Annotated in this window: 19 protein-coding genes; 5 read left to right on the top strand and 14 right to left on the bottom strand. The window is 71.6% G+C overall.

Annotation, left to right across the window (positions count from 1 at the left end):
• Positions 1-53 precede the first annotated feature (53 nt).
• On the top strand, positions 54-1,238 hold the full coding sequence (gene disA, locus ABTW72_RS10970) for a DNA integrity scanning diadenylate cyclase DisA (RefSeq protein ID WP_030327921.1): 1,185 nt from the start codon (positions 54-56) through the stop codon (positions 1,236-1,238).
• A 6-nt stretch (positions 1,239-1,244) separates the two neighbouring features.
• Here disA and ABTW72_RS10965 read toward each other — a convergent pair whose 3' ends face one another.
• From ABTW72_RS10965 to ABTW72_RS10955, 3 genes are all read right to left on the bottom strand, one after another.
• The gene (locus tag ABTW72_RS10965) at positions 1,245-1,961 is read right to left on the bottom strand and encodes a hypothetical protein (protein ID WP_350857157.1); all 717 of its coding nucleotides are present in this window, start codon (positions 1,959-1,961) and stop codon (positions 1,245-1,247) included.
• 106 nt (positions 1,962-2,067) lie between these two features.
• Positions 2,068-2,640, bottom strand: a complete 573-nt coding sequence (locus ABTW72_RS10960) for a peptide deformylase (RefSeq protein ID WP_350857154.1) — start codon at positions 2,638-2,640, stop codon at positions 2,068-2,070.
• Positions 2,637-3,149: a glycine cleavage system transcriptional repressor gene (locus tag ABTW72_RS10955; protein WP_091403183.1), complete on the bottom strand. Its 513-nt coding sequence runs from the start codon at positions 3,147-3,149 to the stop codon at positions 2,637-2,639. The genes ABTW72_RS10960 and ABTW72_RS10955 overlap by 4 nt, the downstream gene beginning before the upstream one ends.
• 96 nt (positions 3,150-3,245) lie before the next feature.
• Here ABTW72_RS10955 and ABTW72_RS10950 point away from each other — a divergent pair, with 96 nt between their 5' ends.
• Entirely contained in the window at positions 3,246-4,157 is a 912-nt protein-coding gene (locus ABTW72_RS10950; RefSeq protein WP_350857151.1) for an iron-sulfur binding domain-containing protein, read from the top strand.
• A 308-nt stretch (positions 4,158-4,465) separates the two neighbouring features.
• On the opposite strand, the gene ABTW72_RS10945 is transcribed toward ABTW72_RS10950, so the two are convergent.
• The 3 genes from ABTW72_RS10945 to lysS all read right to left on the bottom strand — a co-directional run bounded on the left by ABTW72_RS10945 (position 4,466) and on the right by lysS (position 9,514).
• Positions 4,466-7,009 (bottom strand): ATP-dependent Clp protease ATP-binding subunit, encoded by a 2,544-nt coding sequence (locus tag ABTW72_RS10945; protein ID WP_030327930.1) that lies wholly within the window; start codon positions 7,007-7,009, stop codon positions 4,466-4,468.
• Positions 7,010-7,548: 539 nt separating this feature from the next.
• Positions 7,549-7,893: a histone-like nucleoid-structuring protein Lsr2 gene (locus ABTW72_RS10940; RefSeq protein WP_036392792.1), complete on the bottom strand. Its 345-nt coding sequence runs from the start codon at positions 7,891-7,893 to the stop codon at positions 7,549-7,551.
• Between the two features lie 112 nt (positions 7,894-8,005).
• Positions 8,006-9,514 (bottom strand): lysine--tRNA ligase, encoded by a 1,509-nt coding sequence (lysS, locus tag ABTW72_RS10935; RefSeq protein ID WP_350857146.1) that lies wholly within the window; start codon positions 9,512-9,514, stop codon positions 8,006-8,008.
• Positions 9,515-9,601: 87 nt separating this feature from the next.
• Between lysS and ABTW72_RS10930 the strand changes: the two genes are divergently transcribed.
• Complete coding sequence (locus tag ABTW72_RS10930; protein ID WP_350857143.1) at positions 9,602-10,342, top strand: class I SAM-dependent methyltransferase; 741 nt, start codon at positions 9,602-9,604, stop codon at positions 10,340-10,342.
• 38 nt (positions 10,343-10,380) lie between these two features.
• Here ABTW72_RS10930 and ABTW72_RS10925 read toward each other — a convergent pair whose 3' ends face one another.
• From ABTW72_RS10925 to ABTW72_RS10895, 7 genes are all read right to left on the bottom strand, one after another.
• Positions 10,381-11,139, bottom strand: a complete 759-nt coding sequence (locus ABTW72_RS10925; RefSeq protein WP_091403191.1) for a type III pantothenate kinase — start codon at positions 11,137-11,139, stop codon at positions 10,381-10,383.
• Between the two features lie 17 nt (positions 11,140-11,156).
• Positions 11,157-12,053 (bottom strand): carboxylating nicotinate-nucleotide diphosphorylase, encoded by an 897-nt coding sequence (gene nadC / locus ABTW72_RS10920; RefSeq protein ID WP_350857141.1) that lies wholly within the window; start codon positions 12,051-12,053, stop codon positions 11,157-11,159.
• Positions 12,050-13,744: an L-aspartate oxidase gene (locus ABTW72_RS10915; protein WP_350857138.1), complete on the bottom strand. Its 1,695-nt coding sequence runs from the start codon at positions 13,742-13,744 to the stop codon at positions 12,050-12,052. The genes nadC and ABTW72_RS10915 overlap by 4 nt, the downstream gene beginning before the upstream one ends.
• Before the next feature lie 108 nt (positions 13,745-13,852).
• Positions 13,853-14,749, bottom strand: coding sequence for a septum formation family protein (locus ABTW72_RS10910; RefSeq protein WP_350857135.1), 897 nt, complete (start codon positions 14,747-14,749; stop codon positions 13,853-13,855).
• Positions 14,750-14,845: 96 nt separating this feature from the next.
• The gene (gene panD, locus ABTW72_RS10905; protein WP_350857132.1) at positions 14,846-15,274 is read right to left on the bottom strand and encodes an aspartate 1-decarboxylase; all 429 of its coding nucleotides are present in this window, start codon (positions 15,272-15,274) and stop codon (positions 14,846-14,848) included.
• Between the two features lie 44 nt (positions 15,275-15,318).
• The gene (gene panC, locus ABTW72_RS10900; RefSeq protein WP_350857129.1) at positions 15,319-16,167 is read right to left on the bottom strand and encodes a pantoate--beta-alanine ligase; all 849 of its coding nucleotides are present in this window, start codon (positions 16,165-16,167) and stop codon (positions 15,319-15,321) included.
• Between the two features lie 55 nt (positions 16,168-16,222).
• Positions 16,223-17,197, bottom strand: a complete 975-nt coding sequence (locus ABTW72_RS10895) for a Rossmann-like and DUF2520 domain-containing protein (RefSeq protein WP_350857126.1) — start codon at positions 17,195-17,197, stop codon at positions 16,223-16,225.
• 262 nt (positions 17,198-17,459) lie between these two features.
• Between ABTW72_RS10895 and ABTW72_RS10890 the strand changes: the two genes are divergently transcribed.
• Positions 17,460-18,746 (top strand): SAM-dependent methyltransferase, encoded by a 1,287-nt coding sequence (locus tag ABTW72_RS10890; RefSeq protein ID WP_350857123.1) that lies wholly within the window; start codon positions 17,460-17,462, stop codon positions 18,744-18,746.
• Positions 18,743-19,930, top strand: coding sequence for an NADH-quinone oxidoreductase subunit D (locus tag ABTW72_RS10885; RefSeq protein ID WP_350857120.1), 1,188 nt, complete (start codon positions 18,743-18,745; stop codon positions 19,928-19,930). The genes ABTW72_RS10890 and ABTW72_RS10885 overlap by 4 nt, the downstream gene beginning before the upstream one ends.
• An 18-nt stretch (positions 19,931-19,948) precedes the next feature.
• Here the strand turns inward: ABTW72_RS10885 and ABTW72_RS10880 are convergent, their stop codons facing one another.
• Positions 19,949-21,661: a hypothetical protein gene (locus ABTW72_RS10880; protein ID WP_350857117.1), complete on the bottom strand. Its 1,713-nt coding sequence runs from the start codon at positions 21,659-21,661 to the stop codon at positions 19,949-19,951.
• Positions 21,662-21,727: the final 66 nt, after the last annotated feature.

Raw genomic sequence — 21,727 nt, 5'->3', positions numbered from 1 at the left:
CATCACAGTAACCACGACAGCACCCACCGCACGGCAGTCCGTAGACTGTGCCCGTGCCGATCGACCGCGATACCACCAAGCCAGCCGGCGCGCCGCCCCAGGCCCGCACCGGCGCCGTGGGCTCGCCCGCCCGCCCGATCAGCGTGAGCGTGACTGCGGGAGCCGCCGGGAGCGCCGGAGATCCGCTACGCGCCAACCTCGCCCTGATGGCTCCGGGCACCGCGTTGCGCGACGGTCTGGAGCGCATCCTGCGGGGTCGCACGGGCGCGCTCATCGTGCTCGGCTACGACAAGGTGGTCGAGGGCCTCTGCACCGGCGGCTTCCCGCTGGACGTGGAGTTCTCCGCGACCCGCGTACGCGAGCTGTGCAAGATGGACGGCGCTGTCGTGCTCTCCAGCGACGGCACCAGGATCGTCCGGGCGGCAGTGCACCTGATGCCCGACCCGTCCATCCCGACCGAAGAGTCCGGCACTCGGCACCGCACCGCCGAGCGGGTGGCCCGCCAGACCGGCTATCCGGTCATTTCGGTTAGCCAGTCCATGCGGATCATCAGCCTCTACGTCAACGGCCAACGGCACGTGCTCGACGACTCGGCGGCCATCCTCTCCCGCGCCAACCAGGCGCTCGCCACCCTGGAGCGCTACAAGCTCCGGCTGGACGAGGTCTCCGGCACGCTGTCCGCCCTGGAGATCGAGGATCTGGTCACCGTTCGGGACGCGGTGGCCGTGGTGCAGCGACTGGAGATGGTTCGCCGGATCGCCGACGAGATCGCCGGTTACGTGGTGGAGCTGGGCACCGACGGCCGCCTGCTCGCCCTGCAACTCGACGAGCTGATGGCCGGCGTGGACGCCGACCGGACGCTGGTCATCCGGGACTACCTCCCCGTCGGCCGCAAGTCACGCACCCTGGACGAGGCTCTCGTCGAGCTGGACCTGCTCGGCGCCACCGAGCTGATCGACCTGGTGTCGGTGGCCAAGGCGATCGGCTACCCGGCCGCGTCCGACGCGCTCGACGCCGCGGTCAGCCCGCGCGGCTTCCGACTGCTGGCCAAGGTGCCCCGGCTGCCGGTGGCGGTGGTCGACCGCCTGGTGCTGCACTTCGGCAGCCTTCAGCGTCTGCTCGGCGCGACAGTGGAAGACCTGCAAGCCGTCGAAGGGGTCGGCGACGCCCGGGCCCGTGGCGTCCGTGAGGGGCTGTCCCGGCTGGCCGAGGCATCCATCCTGGAACGCTACGTCTGACCCGGCTCAGCCGGTGACGGTGAGCTTCACCGGGTCGCTGAGCTTCGTGCCGACCCGGGCGAACACCTGGTACGACCCGATCGGCGGGAACGGCCCGCCGGCCAACGCGCCGTCGCAGCGGCTGGTGTCCCGGCCGTTCCACGGCACCTCGTAGGAGCGCACGAAGTCCGGCGTGAAGGACTGCACGTCCGAGCCCACGACCTTGCCGCAGGTGTCGGACGACCAGACCTTCTCGGCGCCGGACTTGATGAAGATCTCCTGGAGGTCGGCGCCGACGTTGCGGCTGCACGTCCGATCCGACGTGTTCTTGATCTTCAGTTGCAGCTGGACCACCGCTCCCCGCTGCACCGAGGTCGGGCTCGCCGACGCGACCACGCTGATCTCCCCGTCGGTGCAGGTGCCGTCGTCCTCCGAACCGGCCGCCGCGCCCAGCGGCGGTGTGTTGCTGGTGATCGCCGGGCTCGGGCTCGTCGCGCCCGGATCACCGGACGCGGACGACGACGGACCGCCGGTCTGCGGTGTCAGCACCGGCCCTCCGGGACCAGACGTCGCGGCGGACGTTGCCGACGGCGAACCCCCCGCCTTTGGGTCCTTGTCGCCGGAACGACCCGAACCGGTGCAGGAGTAGAGCAGGACAATCAGGAACAGGAACCCCGCTCCGAGTACGACGGCGCGACGCCGCCAGTACACGGCGGGTGGCAGGGGGCCGACCGTCAGACGCATGATGCCCTCCACCGTAGCCGCGCCGTACCCGGCAGGGCGGCGCGACGCGCCGGAGCCGCCCTGAGGCGCCCGCGCCACTCTCCATCAAGGACGGTCCGGCACCCGATCACAGGTAGACCTTGCGCTGATAGACCGCGTGCGCACCGGCCACCCGATCCAGGAACAGCAGCCCCGCGCAGTGGTCGATCTCGTGCTGCAACGCCCGAGCCTCGAAGCCGTCGGTCACCAGCCGGACCGGCTCGCCGCTGCCCGGCAGGTCACCCTCCACCACCAGCCGGCTGGCCCGCTTCACGTCCCCGGTCAGGTCCGGCACCGACATGCAGCCCTCCCGGCCGGGCTTCCACCGCGTCGCCTCGACCACGCGCGCGTTGCACAACACGAAGGTCCCGTGCACCGTCACCGCCTTCGGATGCCCGGTCACGTCGACGGCGAAGACCCGGGCGCCCACCCCGACCTGCGGCGCGGCCAGCCCGACGCAGCCCGGCGAGACCTTCATCGTGGCTATCAGATCGGCCGCGAGTTGGACCGTCTCCTTCGCCGTGGGGTCGACCTCGTCCGCTGCCCGACTCAGCACCGGATGCGGGGCGGACACCACCGCCCGCACCTCGCCCGGCACGTCCAGCGACTCCGGTGTCCAGTCCCCCAGGCCGACCTCCGGCCCACGCTCCTCGCCGGTCACAACAGGTCCGGGTCCGCCGGCCGGAGGGTGACCTCCACGCCCAGCTCGGCAGCCGTCCGATGCAGCCGGTCGAGCAGAGTGTCCGCCACACCGGCCGGCAACTCGACCTCCGCCAGGACCACGTAGAGCGCACCGGTCAACCGGGTACTCAGGTCGGTGACATTCCCCCCGGCATCCACCAGCACCCGCGTCATCGCCGCGACGATCCCCATCCGGTCCGAACCGTGCACCGCCATCACGTACGGCTCACCCACCGGAGGAACATCGCCGTCCGGGGTGACCGCGCGTACCGTCGCCAGCAGTTGCCCCTCGGCAGCCAGCGACGCCAGTGCGGCCTCGACCTCGGCGGCGGCCGGACCGGTGCAGATGAGGGTCATCGCGAAATGCCCCCGCAGCCGCGTCATCGTGCTGTCGGTGAGGTTGGCCCCCAGTCGGGCCAGCACCTCCGCGACGTCGGCCACGATGCCCGGCCGGTCCCGACCGATGACGGTGATCGCGAGCTCGTTCATCCGCGCATTCTCCCCCGTCCACCGAACGAGGACGTGGCACCCCGCCCGAGCCGCCCACCCAACGGGAACGCCGGGCGTGACATCATCGACGACGCCATGACTCAACCCGACTTCGCCTCCCTGGTCAGCCGGTGGTTCCAGCAGCACGCCCGTGACCTGCCGTGGCGCGAGCCCGGCGTCACCCCGTGGGCCATCCTGGTCAGCGAGGTCATGCTCCAGCAGACGCCCGTGGTCCGGGTGGTGCCGGCCTGGCAGGCGTGGCTGGCCCGCTGGCCGGAGCCGGCCGCGTTGGCGGCGGACACCCCAGCCGAGGCGATCCGGATGTGGGGACGCCTCGGCTACCCCCGTCGGGCGGTCCGGCTACGCGAATGCGCTGTCGCGATCGTCGACCGACACGGCGGTCAGGTGCCGGACCGGCTGGAGCAACTGCTCGCACTGCCCGGCGTCGGCACGTACACCGCCCGGGCGGTGGCCGCCTTCGCGTACGGGCAGCGGCACCCGGTCGTCGACACCAACGTACGCCGGGTCGTGTGCCGGGCGGTGGCCGGCGAACCGGACGCCGGGCCCGTAACCCGACCAGCGGACCTGGTCGCCACCGAGGAACTGCTTCCCACCGAACCGGCAGCAGCGGCACTGGCCAGCGCCGCGTTCATGGAACTGGGCGCGGTGATCTGCACAGCCCGGTCACCGCGCTGCACCGCCTGCCCCGTCGAGTCGGTCTGCGTCTGGCGGGCGTCCGGCCAGGAGGCGCCCGCCGGGCCGACCCGCCGACCCCAGCGGTACGCGGGAACCGACCGACAGGTCCGCGGTCTGCTGCTGGGAGTGCTCCGGGACAGCACCGGGCCGGTTCCGCACCAGCGGTTGGACCAGGTCTGGACCGACGACGTGCAACGCGCCCGCGCCCTCGCCGGGCTGGTGCAGGACGGGCTGGTCGAACCCGCCGGCACCGACTCCTTCCGCCTGGTCGGTGACGGCCCGTCCCTGCCAACCGCGGACCTCACCACCTGACCCGCGCGCACCCTGCCCGCTGGCCCCCACGCCGAACGCCCGAACGCGGCGCGCACCGGTGCCCTCCACCTCAAGATCGTGCTCGATCCTGGATGTAGTGGTGTCGGGCGGGCCGGATGCCACTACATCCAGGATGTTGAGCGATCCTGCGAGAGCGCCCGCATGCGGCGGGGTGCGTCGGGCATGTGCGACGCGGAGGTTGGCCGGGAGGGCACGAGCCGGCGCGGCGGCGGGGTGACCCGAGGGGGCGCAACAAGGCGGGGCCCCGGTGGCTTGCGCCACCGGGGCCCCGCCCCTTGCTGGTTGTGTTACTCGTCCACGCCTGCGGCGGCGGTGCCAGCGGCGGTGCCACCGAGATCGGCCGGGACGGCGTCCGGAACCTCGACCGGCTTGTCCGAGCCCCGGAACACGAGCTTGGACTTGTCGATGTCGTCCGGGTCGCCCTCGCAGTCCACCACGACGATCTGACCCGGGGTCAGCTCGTTGAACAGGATCCGCTCGGAGAGGTTGTCCTCGATGTCGCGCTGGATCGTGCGACGAAGCGGACGGGCACCGAGCACCGGGTCGAAGCCCTTCGCGGCCAGGTACTTCTTGGCGTTGTCGGTCAGCTCCAGACCCATGTCCTTGTTCCGCAGCTGACCCTCGATCCGCTGGATCATGATGTCCACGATCGAGAGGATCTCGGTCTGACGCAGCTGGTGGAAGACGATGGTGTCGTCGATCCGGTTGAGGAACTCAGGCCGGAAGTGCTGCTTGAGCTCGTCGTTGACCTTCTGCTTCATCCGGTCGTAGTTGGACTCGGAGTCCTCCGACTGCTGGAAGCCCAGCGACACCGCCTTGGCGACGTCACGGGTGCCCAGGTTGGTGGTCAGGATGATGACCGTGTTCTTGAAGTCCACGATCCGACCCTGACCGTCGGTGAGCCGACCGTCTTCGAGGATCTGCAGGAGCGTGTTGAACACGTCCGGGTGGGCCTTCTCGATCTCGTCGAAGAGGACCACCGAGAACGGCCGACGCCGCACCTTCTCGGTCAGCTGCCCGCCCTCGTCGTAGCCGACGTAGCCGGGAGGGGCACCCACGAGCCGGGAGACCGTGTAACGGTCGTGGAACTCGGACATGTCCAGCTGGATGAGGGCGTCCTCGCTGCCGAAGAGGAACTCGGCGAGCGCCTTGGACAGCTCGGTCTTACCGACACCGGACGGGCCGGCGAAGATGAACGAGCCCGACGGGCGCTTCGGGTCCTTCAGGCCGGCCCGGGTACGCCGGATCGCCTTCGAGACCGCCTTGACCGCGTCCTCCTGGCCGATGACGCGCTTGTGCAGCTCGTCCTCCATGCGCAGCAGGCGCGAGGTCTCCTCCTCGGTCAGCTTGTAGACCGGGATGCCGGTCCAGTTGCCGAGCACCTCGGCGATCTGCTCGTCGTCAACCTCGCTGACGACGTCCAGGTCACCGGCCTTCCACTCCTTCTCCCGCTGAGCCTTCTGGCCGAGGAGCTGCTTCTCCTTGTCACGCAGCTGGGCGGCGCGCTCGAAGTCCTGCGCGTCGATCGCGGACTCCTTGTCGCGACGCACCTGGGCGATGCGCTCGTCGAAGTCACGCAGGTCTGGCGGCGCGGTCATCCGACGGATCCGCATCCGGGCACCGGCCTCGTCGATCAGGTCGATCGCCTTGTCCGGGAGGAAGCGGTCGGAGATGTACCGGTCGGCCAGGGTCGCGGCAGCCACGAGAGCGGCATCCGTGATCGAGACGCGGTGGTGGGCCTCGTAGCGGTCCCGCAGGCCCTTGAGGATCTCGATGGTGTGGGCCAGCGACGGCTCACCCACCTGGATCGGCTGGAAGCGGCGCTCGAGAGCGGCGTCCTTCTCCAGGTGCTTGCGGTACTCGTCGAGCGTGGTGGCACCGATGGTCTGCAGCTCACCACGGGCCAGCATCGGCTTGAGGATGCTCGCGGCGTCGATCGCGCCCTCGGCGGCACCCGCACCCACCAGGGTGTGGATCTCGTCGATGAACAGGATGATGTCGCCGCGGGTGCGGATCTCCTTGAGCACTTTCTTGAGGCGCTCCTCGAAGTCACCGCGGTAGCGGGAACCGGCGACGAGCGCGCCCAGGTCGAGCGTGTAGAGCTGCTTGTCCTTGAGGGTCTCGGGCACCTCGCCCTTGATGATCTTCTGGGACAGGCCCTCCACCACGGCGGTCTTGCCGACGCCGGGCTCACCGATCAGGACCGGGTTGTTCTTGGTACGGCGGGAGAGCACCTGCATGACCCGCTCGATTTCCTTCTCGCGCCCGATGACCGGGTCGAGCTTGCCCTCGCGGGCGGCCTGAGTCAGGTTGCGGCCGAACTGGTCCAGCACCAGGCTGGTCGACGGCGCGGCCTCACCCGGCGCGGCGCCCGCCGCGGCAGGCTCCTTGCCCTGGTAGCCGGAGAGCAGCTGGATCACCTGCTGGCGGACCCGGTTGAGGTCGGCGCCGAGCTTGACCAGCACCTGGGCGGCGACGCCCTCGCCCTCACGGATCAGCCCGAGCAGGATGTGCTCAGTGCCGATGTAGTTGTGGCCGAGCTGCAGCGCCTCGCGCAGCGACAGCTCCAGCACCTTCTTGGCCCGCGGCGTGAACGGGATGTGCCCGCTCGGCGCCTGCTGACCCTGGCCGATGATCTCCTCGACCTGCTGGCGGACGCCCTCCAGGGAGATGCCGAGGCTCTCCAGGGCCTTTGCCGCGACGCCTTCACCTTCGTGGATCAGGCCCAGCAGGATGTGTTCCGTACCGATGTAGTTGTGGTTGAGCATCCGGGCCTCTTCTTGGGCCAGGACGACAACCCGTCGCGCTCGGTCGGTGAACCGCTCGAACATGCCCTCGTGCTCCTCACGTGCCGTGCGCCTTGATGGTCAAGATCTTGGCGGGGCCGGTGCACGAACGTCCAGGACGGGCGTCCGTGCCTCCTTACTCTATCGTCGCTGACCGACTCAGCTGAGGTCGTGTGTCTCTGCTCTGGGTCGGTTGCACGTCGTTTTGAACAACCGTCCGCGCTCAGGAGGTGTTCCGGTAGCCCTGTCGCTACGCGCAGAGCGAAATCCGACTGGCTCGACGGAAGCCCGATCCGGGGTCCGGAAGCGCTCCGCGAGGCCCCGGAGGGCCGACCGGCGGTCGCGGCGAGTGCCGCGCCGGGCCCCTGAAGGAGGTTGTCCACAGGCTGTGGACAGCTGTTCCACTGGTTGTGGACAACGTCGGTGGGCCCGGAATGCTTCCCGGCCCCGAACGGAGACGACGACGCAGCGCCGAAACGGACACGGCGACGCCGCCCGGATACGGCGACGCCGGCCCGGAGAACTCCTCCGGGCCGGCGTCGGTGTCGCCTGCGGTGGCGGCTGGCCACCAAGCTGCTGACGGATCAGCGCTTCGCGTGGAACTCGTCCACGATCTCCTGCGGGATACGACCCCGGTCCGAGATGTCCTTGCCGGCCTTCTTGGCCCACTCCCGGATCGCCTTGTTCTGTTCCCGATCGGCGGTCGCGCCACCCCGACCGCGGGCAGCCCGCCCACCGATCACGACACCACCACGGCCGACCTTGGTGCCGGCACCCACGTACGACGCAAATGCATCGCGCAATTTCGCGGCGTTGGCGCTCGACAGGTCGATCTCGTACTGAACGCCGTCGAGGGCGAACTTGACGGTCTCGTCCGCGTCCCCGCCGTCCAGGTCATCGACCAGCTTGTGAATGATCTGCTTGGCCACGTCCCACATTCCTTTCGAGCAGGGTGCTCCTGCTAACGAGAGCACAATAACCCGCGCGCCGCTCGTCGCGTCAATAGGACCCGGTTACGGCTCGGCGTACGCCCGGACGGGACTACTCCTGGCGGACCAACGGGAAGAGGATCGTTTCCCGAATTCCGAGGCCGGTCAGGGCCATCAAGAGCCGGTCGATTCCCATTCCCATACCGCCGGCCGGCGGCATTCCATACTCCATGGCCCGAAGAAAGTCCTCGTCGAGACGCATCGCCTCGTCGTCGCCACGGGCGGCCAACTGCGCCTGGGCGACCAGCCGTTCCCGCTGCACGATCGGGTCGACCAGCTCGGAGTACGCGGTGCCCAGCTCGAAGCCGAGCACGTAGAGGTCCCACTTCTCGGCCAGCCCCGGCTCGCTGCGGTGGGCCCGGGTGAGCGGGCTGGTCTCCTCCGGGTAGTCCCGTACGAAGGTGGGCGCCTCCAGGCCGGGAACCACCAGTTCCTCGAACAACTCCTCGGCCAGCTTGCCCGGGCCCCACTTCGGGTCCACGGCCAATCCGACCTTGTCCGCGTACTCCACCAGGCGGGTGCGTTCGGTGCGGACCGTGACCTCCTCGCCCAGCGCTTCGGAAAGCACACCGAACAACGTCACGGACCGCCACTCGCCGCCCAGGTCGAACTCGCGCCCGTCGGCGTGGGTCACCACCGTCGAGCCGCTCACCGCGATCGCCGCCTGTTGCACGAGATTGCGGGTCAACTCGGCCATCGTGTCGTAGTCGCCGTACGCCTGGTACGTCTCCAGCATCGCGAACTCCGGCGAGTGCGAAGAGTCGACACCCTCATTACGGAAGTTGCGGTTGATCTCGAAGACGCGGTCGACGCCGCCGACCACAGCGCGCTTGAGAAACAGTTCCGGAGCGATTCGCAGATACAGATCGGTGTTCAACGCATTGCTGTGGGTCACGAACGGTCGGGCCGCCGCGCCGCCATGCAGCAGTTGCAACATCGGCGTTTCCACCTCGATGAAGCCCTGCCCGTGCAGTGAATCGCGCAGACTGCGTACCGCGGCGGCCCGGGTCCGCACCATCTCCCGTGCCTGTGGCCGGACAATCAGGTCGACGTAACGCTGCCGGACGCGCGCCTCCTCGGAAAGGGGCTTGTGGGCCACCGGCAACGGTCGCAGCGCCTTGGCGGTCATCTCCCATTGCTGGGCCAGGACCGACAGCTCACCCCGACGGCTGGTGATCACCTCACCGGTGACGCCGACATGGTCGCCGAGGTCGACGAGGCGCTTCCACGCCTCCAGCCGCTCCGGCCCGACCCGGTCCAGGGAGAGCATCGCCTGCAACTCGGTGCCGTCGCCGTCCCGGAGGGTCGCGAAGCAGAGCTTGCCCGTGTTGCGTACGAAGATCACCCGGCCGGTGACCGCCACCTGGTCACCGGTCGCGGTGTCGGTGGGCAGGTCGGCGTAGGCCGCCCGGACCCGCGCCAGGGTGGTGGTGCGGGGAAAGCCGACCGGGTAGGGCTCGACGCCCTCGGCGAGCATCCGGTCCCGCTTCTCCCGGCGGACCTTCATCTGCTCGGGAAGGTCATCGGCGGGGTCCACTGGCACGGGGTTCTGCTCGGTCACGGCACGCTTCCTCGTCACGAGATACAGGGGGTCAGGCCCGAGCGTACTCAAGCGGTCCGGAGGCCGTTACGGGATAACCTGCCCGTCATGGTCGATCACACTCACGCCCTGTCGTTCGGTGCCGCCGCGAGTGATTACGACCGGTTCCGACCACGTTATCCCGATGCTGCGGTCCGTTGGGCGCTCGACGGGCTGAGCGAAGCCCGGGTGGTCGACCTCGCGGCAGGCACCGGCATCCTGACCCGCGCTGTGCTGGCCCTGGGCCACGAGGTCGTACCGGTCGAGCCCGACTCGGGGATGCGGGCGCAACTCGCCGCCAGCACACCGGGCACGACGGCGCTGGCGGGCAGCGCCGAGGCCATGCCGCTGCCCGACTCGGCGACCGACGCGGTGCTGGTCGGGACGGCGTACCACTGGTTCGACCGGGAGCCCGCACACGCCGAGATCGCCCGGGTGCTCCGCCCCGGCGGCACCTTCGCCCCCATCTGGAACATCCGGGACGGCAGCGTCGACTGGGTGGCCGAGCTGGGTCGCATCGCCCACTTCGGGGACAAGTCGACCAGCCAGATCTTCGGCGAGCGCCCCGACTTCGGCCCCGCGTTCGACGCCGTCGACAAGCGCGAGTTCACGCACCGCACCACGCTCACGCCGGACGAGCTGCTCGGCATGGTCCGCACCCGCTCGTACTGGCTCACCGCCTCCACCGAGGATCAGCGACGGGTCGAGCGGGAACTGGCCGAACTCCTGAACACCCACCCCGCCCTGACCGGTCGGGACACCATCGAGCTGCCGTACCGGACACTGGTGCTGCGCGCCCGGCGGCGCTGACGCCGGCACGGAGGCCGCCCCCCGACGGCGGCCGGGGGTCACAGGTTGCGGTCGTAGACCATCCGCAGGCCGATCAGCGTGATCATCGGCTCGTGGTGGGTGATGCTGCGGCACTCGTTGATCACCAGGGAGGCGAGGCCGCCGGTGGCGATCACCGCCCGTACCTCGCCCAACTCCTCGGTCATCCGCTCGACGATCCGGTCCACCTGCCCGGCGAAGCCGAAGTACAGGCCGGCCTGGAGGCACTCCACGGTGTTCTTGCCGATCACCGAGCGGGGCTTGGTGGCCTCGACCTTGCGTAGCTGCGCGGCCCGGGCGGCAAGCGCGTCGAAGGAGATCTCGATGCCGGGGGCGAACGCGCCGCCGAGGAACTCACCGCGCTCGCTGATCACGTCGAAGTTGGTGGTGGTGCCGAAGTCCACGACGATCGACGGCCCGCCGTAGAGGGTGTACGCGGCCAGGGTGTTCACCACCCGGTCGGCGCCGACCTCCTTCGGGTTGTCGATCGCCAACTGCACCCCGGTCCGCACGCCCGGCTCGACCACGACGCTCGGCAGGTCGGCGTAGTAACGACTGAGCATGGTGCGCAGCGACCGCAGCGCGGCCGGCACCGTGGAGCAGGCGGCCACACCGGTGATCTCGACGTTGTCCCCGGCGAGCAGACCCCGGAACATCAGGCCCAGCTCGTCCGCCGTCGAGCGGGCATCGGTCTTGATCCGCCAGGAGTGCACCAGCTTGTCGCCGTCGAAGGTCGCCAGCACGGTGTTGGTGTTTCCGATGTCGATGCAGAGCAGCACGCACGCAGCCTAGACAACTACTCCGTGCGCAGGTCCAGCGCGATGTCCAGGATCGGCGACGAGTGCGTCAGCGCGCCCACCGAGAGGGAGTCCACGCCGGTGGCCGCGTACCGGCCGGCAACCTCCAGGGTCAGCCCGCCGGTCGCCTCCAGCTCGGCCCGGTCGCCCACCGCGGCCACCGCCTCGGCCAGCACCTCCGGCGTCATGTTGTCGCAGAGCAGGAAGTCCGCCCCGGCCTCCACCGCCTCCACCGCCTCCTCGACAGTGGTCACCTCGACCTGCACCGGCACCTCCGGGAACGCCTCCCGGACCCGCCGGTAGGCCGCGGTGATGCCGCCGGCCGCCAGCTTGTGGTTGTCCTTGATCATGGCCACGTCGTAGAGGCCCATCCGCTTGTTGGTGCCGCCGCCGGCGCGCACCGCGTACTTCTCCAGCGCCCGCAGGCCCGGCGTCGTCTTGCGGGTGTCCAGCACCATCGCCTTCGAGCCGGCCAGCGCGTCCGCCCAGGCGCGGGTGTGGGTGGCCACCCCGGACATCCGGCAGAGCAGGTTGAGTGCCGTCCGCTCGGCCGTCAGCAGCAGCCGGGTCGGGCCGGTCACCGTCGCCAGTACGTCGCCGCGGGCCACCCGCTCGCCGTCGCGGGCCAGCACCGACACCTCGACGGTACGACCGAAGCCAGTCACCTCGCCCACCAGCTCGAACACGGCGGCGGCCACCGCCATCCCGGCCAACACCCCGTCCGCGCGGGCCACCAGGTCGGCGGTGTCGGTCTGTTCCGCCGGAATGGTGGCCACGCTTGTGACGTCCAGGAAATCCGGGCCCAGATCCTCGACCAGCGCACCCTCGATCACCTGTCGTACGTGCGCCGGGTCCAACCCAGCCGCCTGCAACGCCGTCTCCGTCGACTCGATCACGAGTTTCCCTCCCACTGTTGCGTCACCCGGCCCTGCGCCCCGACCGCCCCGACCAGATGGCCCAGCCACCGTTCGTCGGCCGTCGGGAAGTCCTCCCGCCAGTGGCAGCCCCGGGTCTCACCACGGGCGTACGCGGCGGCAACCAGCGTCGACGCCACGGTGAGCAGGTTCGTCGCCTCCCAGTCGGCGGTCCGCGGCCGGCCCCGGGCCACGCCCAGGTCGGTCAACGTCCCGGCCGTCTCGGCCAGCGTCGCCGCGGATCGGAGCACCCCGGCCCCCCGGGTCATCGCCCGTTGCAGGGTCGGCGTCACCTCCGCCGGCAGCACCCAGCCCGTCCCGCCACGCCAGGCGCCGGTCTCCGCCGGCTGGGCCTGCTCGGGCAGGCCGGCCGCGATGTCCTCGGCGATCCGCCGGGAGAAGACCAGGCCCTCCAGCAGCGAGTTGCTGGCCAGGCGGTTCGCGCCGTGCACGCCCGTGCAGGCCACCTCGCCGCAGGCGTACAGGCCGGGAATGGAGGTACGGCCGCGCAGATCGGTGCGGACTCCGCCGGAGGCGTAGTGGGCGGCCGGTGCCACCGGGATCAGATCGGTCGCCGGGTCCACGCCGATCGCCAGGCAGGACGCCACGATGGTGGGGAACCGACCGGCCAGGAAATCGCCGCCCAGGTGCCGTGCGTCGAGGAAGACGTGGTCCGCGCCGCTGGCCAGCAGCACCCGGTGGATGCCCTTGGCCACCACGTCGCGGGGTGCCAGCTCGGCCAACTCGTGCTGGCCCACCATGAACCTCTTGCCGTCCGCGTCCACCAGGTACGCGCCCTCGCCGCGCAACGCCTCCGAGACCAGCGGCTGCTGCGCGTGCCCCGCCCCGGGCACCCCCGCTCCGGGCGGGGTGATCAGTGCGGTCGGGTGGAACTGGACGAACTCCACGTCGGTCACCGCCGCGCCGGCCCGCAACGCCAGCGCCACCCCGTCCCCGGTGGAGACCGCCGGGTTGGTGGTGGCGGAGAAGATCTGCCCCATGCCGCCGGTGGCGAGCACCACGGCACGGGCCAGCAGCGCGCCGACGCCGTCCTCGCTGCCCTCACCCAACACGTGCAGGGTGATCCCGCAGGCCGGGCCGAGCCCGTCCGGGCCGTCGCCGGGCGCGCGCAGCAGATCCAGCACGAGGGCGTGCTCGACCAGCCGGATCCACGGGTCGCGCTGCACCGCGGCGTGCAGGGCCCGCTGCACCTCCGCGCCGGTGGCGTCGCCACCGGCGTGCACGATCCGGTCCGCCCGGTGCCCGCCCTCGCGGGTCAGCATCAGCGAGCCGTCCGGGTGTCGATCGAACTCGGCGCCGATCCGCATCAGCTCACGGAGCCGGGTCGGGCCCTCCTCGACCAGCACCCGGACCGCCGCCGGGTCGCACAACCCGACCCCGGCGACCTCGGTGTCCCGGGCATGCGCCGCCGGGGTGTCGGCCGGGTCGAGCACGGCGGCGATGCCGCCCTGCGCCCACCGGGTCGAGCCGTCGTCGATGTTGACCTTGGTGACCACCGTGACGTGCAGACCGGCCTCACGCAGGTGCAGCGCCGCGGTCAACCCGGCCACGCCGGAACCCACAACGATCACGTCGGTGGTCTCCACCCAGCCGGGCGCGGGCGCGGCCAGCAGCGCGGGCAGGGCAGGCAGGTCGACGGTCGGGAGGTCCATCCCCCCAGTCAACCCGAACCATCCTCGTCCGGGGCGGCGGGGGCGGGACGAGTGTTTTGGGCTACCCCGTCCGGCGCGCGCCGCGCCGCGCCGACCGTCAGGCAGCGGTCACTTCGTCCGGACCGGCAGACCAGCCGGGCCCGCGCCCTTCAGCGAGGCGGTCACCGTACGGTCGCTGAGCCACAGATAGCAGCGGACGCCCCGGTCACCGACCTTCCAGCGCCCCGCCCCCGGCGGGCGGACCACCACACCGCTGCGGAAGCGCAGCGTGGCATCGTCCGGTACGCCCGCGTACCGGGCCAGGACGCTACGACAACCGGTGTAGAGCGGCAGCCAGTCGGCGTCCCGGGTCGGGTACGCCAGGTCCGGTGCGCGCCACACCCCGACGAACTCGGCGTCGTGCTGTTTGCCGCACTCCACCGGGGTCAGCGTCTGCACACCCCGGCCGGCGCCACCGCGAGTCTGCTGGCAACCGAGGCGCAGCCCGGTGGGCCCCTTCAACGCGTCCCGCAGACTGCCCGAGCGGACCACCACTGTGGCCGCCGCCTCGACAGTGGTCAGCTCGGTGAGGTCGCAGCGGAACCACCGGGAACCCGCCGCCCACCCCGGCCCGTTGGGCAGCGCCACGGACAGCCGGAGCCGGCCGGACCGCCAGTCGTCACCCACGTAGCCGGTCGCCCGGGTGTCGCACTCGGCGAACGCGCCCCGCAGCTCGGCCGAACCACCCGCCGGAGCGGCCGTCCGCTCGGCCGGGAAGGCACCGACGTGCACGGTCTCCAGGCGGTGCGGCCCGGCGCAGTCCACCGGCTCATAGCTGGCCAGGCTGACCAGATCGGTGAAGTCGGCGGCGTGACACACACCGGCGGCCGGGGTGAACGCCGACGGTGCCGGCAACGCCGCCCAGTCGTCGGTCAGATCACCGTCCAGGCCGCCGGACCCGGCACAGCCCACCAGCAGCACTGCCGTCACGGCAGCGGCGAACAGGGTCGTCATGGCACGGCTCATCGCGGCCTCCCCCAGCCACCGACCGGCTTCCGCCAGCGTGCCCAGGGTAACCGGAAATGACCTTCTGGTGACAGACCGGAATCGTGGTACGCGGGATCAGACTCCGGACACGGCCAACGGGCTGGGCACCGGGTTACCGGCCGTGCCGGGTGCCGCCGCGGCCGGGTCGACACCCAACTCGATCACCCGGTTGTCGGCGTCGACGTGCACGACCCGTGGCCGGTAGGTCCGGGCCTCCGCGTCGTCCATCTGCCCGTACGAGATCAGGATGACCAGGTCACCGGGGTGCACCAGGTGCGCGGCGGCACCGTTGATGCCGATCACGCCGCTGCCCCGCTCGCCCGGGATCACGTACGTCTCCAGCCGGGCGCCGTTGGTGATGTCCACGATCGCCACCTGCTCGCCGGGGAGCAGGTCGGCGGCGTCGAGCAGATCCTCGTCCACCGTCACCGAACCGACGTAGTGCAGGTCGGCCTGGGTCACCGTGGCTCGGTGGATCTTCGACTTGAGCATGGTCCGCAACATCGGAGTGGCCTTTCGCGGTATCGGTGGGGGGTGGTACGGCCGGGTCAGGGACGCGGGGCGAGGCGGATCGCCGCGTTGTCGATCAACCGGGTGGCGCCCACCCAGGCGGCGATCACCAGCCGAGCCGGCCCGGTCACCGGCCCCGGTTCCAACTCGGGATCGGTGAGCACCAGGTAGTCGAGGCGGGCACCGGGCGCACCGGCGCCGAACGCGGCGTGAGCGGCGGTCAGCACCGCCCCCGCGTCCAGGCCGTCGTCGGCGGCTTGCGCGCCGGCCCGCAGCGCGGCGGACAGACTCAGCGCGGCGGCCCGCTCCGGCTCACTCAGGTAGCGGTTGCGGCTGGAGAGCGCCAGCCCGTCCGGCTCCCGGACGGTCGGCACGCCGACCACCTCGACCGGCACGTCCAGGTCGCGGGTCATCCGCCGGATCAGGGTGAGCTGCTGGTAGTCCTTCTCGCCGAAGAACGCCAGGTCCGGCTGGGTGAGCTGGAGCAGCTTCAGCACCACGGTGAGCACCCCGTGGAAGAAGCCGGGGCGGCTCGCCCCCTCCAGCTCGGCACCGAGCGGGCCCGGATCGAGGCGTACGCGGGGCTGACCGTCCGGGTACATGTCCGCCACCGACGGGGCGAAGACCAGATCGGCGCCCGCCCGCCGGCACACCTCCAGATCGGCGTCGAGGGTGCGCGGGTAGCGGTCGAAGTCCTCGTTCGGCCCGAACTGCAACGGGTTCACGAAGACCGTGACCAGCACGTGGTCGGCCTGTTCCCGGGCCGCGCGCAACAGCGTCTCGTGCCCGGAGTGCAGTGCGCCCATGGTCATCACCACCCCGACCGTGCCCTTCAGCCCGGCCCGGGCCTCGGCCAACTCGGCGCGCGTGTGCACCACCTGGGTCATCGCGGCACCTCGGTTCGCGATTGCGGGGCTCGCAAGATCGGCTCACTCCTCACGCTCACGCGGCCACCTCCCGACCGCTGTCGGCCAGTACGCCGAGCAGCGACTGTGCGTCCACCGGCCGCAGCCGGCCGGCGGCGATCGCCCGGTCGGCGGTACGACGGGCCAACGCCAGGTACGCGGGGACGGACTCCGGTGCGGTGGCCACCAACCGGGCCAGGTGCCGCTGCACGGTGCCCGCGTCGCCGCGGGAGACCGGGCCGGTCAACGCGTCGTCGCCGAGCCGCAGCGCGTTCTCCAGGGCGGCCCGCAGCAGCGGGGCGAGCACCTTCTCCGGCCGGGACACCCCGGCGTCCCGCAACCGGTCGGTCGCCTCGTTCACCAGGGTCACCAGGTGGTTCGCGCCGTGGGCCAGCGCGGCGTGGTAGAGCGGGCGGTCCGACTCGGCCACCCACTCGGGCACGCCACCGAGGTCGGCGACCAGCCGGGCAGCCAGCGGGCGCAACTCCGCCGGGGCGGTCACCCCGTACGAGATGCCGTCCAGCCGGGCCAGGTCGTCCGGTGTACCGGTGAAGGTCATCGCGGGGTGCAGTGCGAGCGGCCGGGCACCGGCCGCGACGGCCGGCCCCAGCACGGCCAGGCCGTGGGCTCCCGAGGTGTGCGCGACGATCTGACCCGGATGCAGCGCGCCCTGCTCGGCGAGGTCGGTCACCACACCGGCCAGCCTGTCGTCCGGTACCGCGATCAGCAGCAGGTCGGTGGCGGCGTGGCCCACGGCGGCGACCGGGCGGCGGGGCACCTCGGGCAACAGCAGGGCGAGGCGGGCGCGGCTGGCTCCGGAGTTGCCGGAGACGGCGACCACCCGGTGCCCGGCGGCGGCGAGCGCCGCGCCCAGCACGGCGCCGACCCGACCGGCGCCAACGACACCGACGGTGAGCAGACGGGAGGTGGCGCGGGCGCCGGGAACGGCGCTATCCCACGAGGCGGCGGGCCCGGATGGGCCGGCCGGACGCGGGCGCAACGGTGCGCTCATGACGACGATCCAGTCCTCGAGAAGGGGTACCGGTCGATGGCAAGTATGCGCCCGGCCTACCGAACCCGGACAAGCATGTGTGAAAACCTTCACCACCACCGCAACGCCCCGTCCGCGGCGTCAGACCGAGCCGCGTCGATCATGGAGACATGGTGCCCAGTTTGGCGCCAACAGAGCATTTTGTCGCCCACCACAACTCCATGATCGGCGAGGCGGACCGTAGGGTCGGCACGGTGACCCACGCGCGACGCGGAACCCACTGATGCCGATCCTGTGGCGGAACGCCATGGCCAGCGCCCTCTACGGGCCGGGCGGCTTCTTCGTCGCCGGCACCGGGCCGGCCGACCACTTCCGCACCAGCGTGCACGCCTCCCCGGCCTTCGCCACCGCCCTGCTGCGCCTCGTCACGGAGGTGGACGCCGCCCTCGGCCACCCTGACCGGCTCGACGTGGTCGACGTGGGCGCTGGGCGCGGGGAACTGCTCCGCGCCCTGCTGGCGTCCGGCGGAGTTGCGGTGGGGGTTTCCGGGGAGCCCGCCCGCTCCGGGCGGTCAGGCTTGATCCCTCCGCGGGCGGGCTCCCCGGAAACCCTGACTCCCACAGCCGCCGTCCGTTCCTTGCGGGATGAGCCGTCGTCCGGCACGGTCCGACCGTCGCTCGCGGACCGCGTGCGCTTCACAGCAGTCGAGTACGCCGACCGCCCCGAGAACCTGCCCGAAGAGATCAACTGGACAGCCGAGATCCCCGCCGAGATCACTGGAGTGCTGTTCGCCACCGAGTGGCTGGACAACGTCCCGCTGGACGTCGCGCTGCACACCGAAGACGGCTGGCGATATGTGCTGGTCGACACCGACACCGGTGCCGAATCAGTTGGTGAGCTGGTCAGCCCAGATGATCATGATTGGCTGACGAAGTGGTGGCCCATCCCCGCGAGTCCGCCCAGTACGGACCGTCACCTGAGTCCCGCGGTGACCTGGACAGACGCGACAAGCGAAAGCGAGTCGGGTTTCCGGGCAGCCCGGCCGGCGCAGGGATCAAGCCTGACCGCCCGGAGCCGGCCGGGCTGCCCCGAAACCCCCCACAGCAACCACCGAGCCGAGATCGGGCGGACGAGAGACGAAGCCTGGGCACACGCGGTAAGGAAGATCAGCCGAGGGCTGGCGGTGGCAGTCGACTACGGGCACCTGCGGGAGGCGCGACCGGTCGACGGGACGTTGACCGGGTACCGGGGTGGGCGGCAGGTGTCTCCGGTGCCCGACGGGTCCAGTGATGTGACAGCGCACGTGGCCATGGACTCGGTCGCCTCCGCTGGTGCGGCGGTCGCCCGGTGCGCGTACTCCCTGGTCCTGCAGCGGGAGGCGCTGCGGGCGCTCGGGGCCGACGGCGGGCGACCACCGCTCAGCCTGGCCGGCACCGACCCGGTCGGCTACGTACGGGCGCTGGCCGCCGCGTCGGCGGTGGCCGAGCTGACCGACCCGGCCGGGCTCGGCGGGCACTGGTGGTTGCGCCAGCCGGTCGGCATCCCGCTCGGGCCGGCCGTGGCACGATGACGGGCATGACCACCGACGCCGGGGACCTCCGTGAACTGACCGTCGGCACCGGGGCCGGGCTGATCGCCGGCACCGGTGATCAGCAGCTCGGCACCGACATGGTGCTGAACATCGGCCCGCAGCACCCCTCCACCCATGGTGTGCTGCGGTTGAAGCTGGTGCTCGACGGCGAGCGGGTGGTCGCCTGCGAACCGATCGTCGGTTACATGCACCGGGGGGCGGAGAAGCTCTTCGAGGTGCGTGACTACCGGCAGATCATCGTGCTGGCCAACCGGCACGACTGGCTCTCGGCGTTCTCCAACGAGCTGGGTGTGGTGCTCGCTGTGGAACGCCTGATGGGCATGGAGGTGCCGGAGCGGGCCACCTGGCTACGGATGGCCCTCGCGGAGCTGAACCGGGTGCTCAACCACCTGATGTTCCTCGGCTCGTACCCGTTGGAGATCGGGGCGATCACGCCGATCTTCTACGCCTTCCGGGAACGCGAGACCATCCAGGCGGTGATGGAGGAGGTCTCCGGCGGCCGGATCCACTACATGTTCAACCGGGTGGGTGGCCTCAAGGAAGAGGTGCCGTACGGGTGGACCGGGCGGGCCCGCGCGGCGATCGGCGAGGTACGCCGCCGGTTGCCCGACCTGGACCACCTGATCCGGCGTAACGAGATCTTCCTGGCCCGGACCGTCGGCGTGGGCGTGCTGTCCGCCGAGGACGCCGCCGCGTTCGGTGCGTCCGGTCCGGTGGCCCGGGCCTCGGGGCTCGACCTGGACCTGCGCCGCGACGACCCCTACCTGGCCTACGACGAGCTGGACGTTCCGGTGGTCACCAAGACCGCCGGCGACTGCCACGCCCGTTTCGAGGTACTGCTCGACCAGGTGTACGCGTCACTGGACCTTGCCGAGCAGTGCCTCGACCGGGTGGACCGGCTGACCGGGCCGATCAACACCCGGCTGCCGAAGGTGCTCAAGGCGCCGGAGGGACACACGTACGCCTGGACGGAGAACCCGCTCGGCATCAACGGCTACTACCTGGTGTCCCGGGGCGAGAAGACGCCGTGGCGATTGAAGCTGCGCACCGCCTCGTACGCGAACGTCCAGGCGTTGGCCACCCTGCTCCCCGGCTGCCTGGTCCCTGATCTGATCGCGATCCTCGGCTCGATGTTCTTCGTGGTCGGCGACATCGACAAGTGACCCGAGCCGCCTGACCGGTCACCGCCAGCGGTCGGCGGGTGGCGCGCCGCCGGCACGCGGTACGTCGTCCTGCGGCGGGTAGCCGTAGCGCTCGTCGAGCCGCCGCCGGCCGGTCCGTTCCGGCGCGGGTTCCGCCTGGTGGCCGCGTTGGCGCGGTGGGCGCCACTCGTCCGGCACCGGCACACCGCCCACCGGCAGCGCGGGCCTTCCCGGCTCGGCCCGCCGACCACCGTCGTGGCGGCGCGGTTCCGCATACCGGTCGGCGTCCTCGTAGCGGGCAGCGTCCTCGTAGCGGCGCGGCTCCTCGTAGCGGCGCGGCTCCTCGTAGCGGGCAGCATCCTCGTGACGGCGCGGCTCCTCGTAGCGGGCGGCGTCCTCGTGACGGCGCGGCTCCTCGTAGCGGACGGCGTCCTCGTGACGGCGCGGCTCCTCGTAGCGGGCGGCGGCCCAGCGGTCGGCCACCCGGTACTCGGTGCCGGCGGCGTCGGCGTGCACCTCGGCCCGACGTTCGCCGACCCGCACCTCGCGACCGTTCTCGTCGTCGCGGACGGCGGCCCACCGGTCACCGGCCCGCAGCTGCGACCAGTACTCGCCGGTGTCGTCGGCCCGCAGCGGCGGTCCGGGCTGCGGTGCCGGGGCGCGCTGCTCCGACCAGCCCCGATCCTCCGGGCTGTCCCAGGATTCCGCCGCCGGTCTCTCCGGGGTGCGGTGTGACCGGGCCGCCGGAGCGGGCTCGTCGGGCTGGGCGTAGGCGTCGCGCCGATCCGTCCACTCCGGTTCGTCGCGGCGGCCCGTCCAGCCCGGCTCGTCGCCGTACCCGGCCCTGGGGCGCTGCTCCGGCTCGCTCCTCGCCCGGCCGGACGGGCGAGAGGGCTGATCGGCGTCGCCGCCCCGAGTCCACTCCTGCGCGGGTGGGGTCCACTGACCGGCGTACCCACCGCCGTAGCGCCCGGCCGGCTCGGCCGGGCCGCCGTCGACCACTGTGTGCCGGGTGGTGACGTGCACGGTCTCGGTGTGTCGGACCACGCCACCCGGCCGGTGCGCCGCCTCGGGGCGGTCGTGCTCCCGGGGGCGAGCTGAGCCGTACGCGGTGGCGGCCGGCCGTTCCCCGCCGTACATCCCGGCGGTGGCCGGCGGCTCGGGGGCCTCCCGGGCGTACGCCGGCTCGTCGTCGTCCGGATGCTCGGGGCGCCCCCACCGGGGCGCGTCGTCGGGGCCGGACACCCGGGCGCGGCCGGCCGGCGCGTCGCCCCGGTTACGGGCCACCGGTGTGTCGTCCACCGGAGGCTCCACGGCAGCCACCCGCGCCCGTCCGGCGCCTGCCGGCTCGACGGCGGGGGCGGCACCGGCGAGGGCTGCACCGCTGGCGTCGAGACGGCGGCGCACCGCGGCGATCCCCTCCTGGGCCCGTTGTGCCTGATCGAGCGCCTGGTTACCGCGCTGGGCGGCGGCCACGATCTCGCTGCGCAACTCCCGACGCAGCTCCTCGATCTCGTCCAGCAACTCGTCGGTCCGCGCCGAGGCACCCTCGCCGTCGGGCCGCAACGCGATGGAGAGGCCGATCAGCACCACCGCGAGGATGGCGAGCACCGCGGCGAAACGCAGCGGGCCGTTGCCGTCGGCCACCAGCAGGATCAGCGCCGCCACCGGCGCGAGAGCGACGCCCGCCCAGAAGAGCATGGTCAGCAGCGGGGGTTGACGCCGGACGTCAGAGGTGGCCGGGGCTGGCATGGATGTGCAGCCTACCCACGTTGTCCACCGGAGGGAACGGGGTCCCCGGGACGCGCGGACGCCCCC

Origin of the sequence: Micromonospora sp. NPDC127501 (genome assembly GCF_040302185.1) — a bacterium.
GTDB lineage: Bacteria > Actinomycetota > Actinomycetes > Mycobacteriales > Micromonosporaceae > Micromonospora.
Note: the sequence above shows the minus strand (reverse complement) of the source record. Positions and strands in the feature narration are given on the sequence as shown.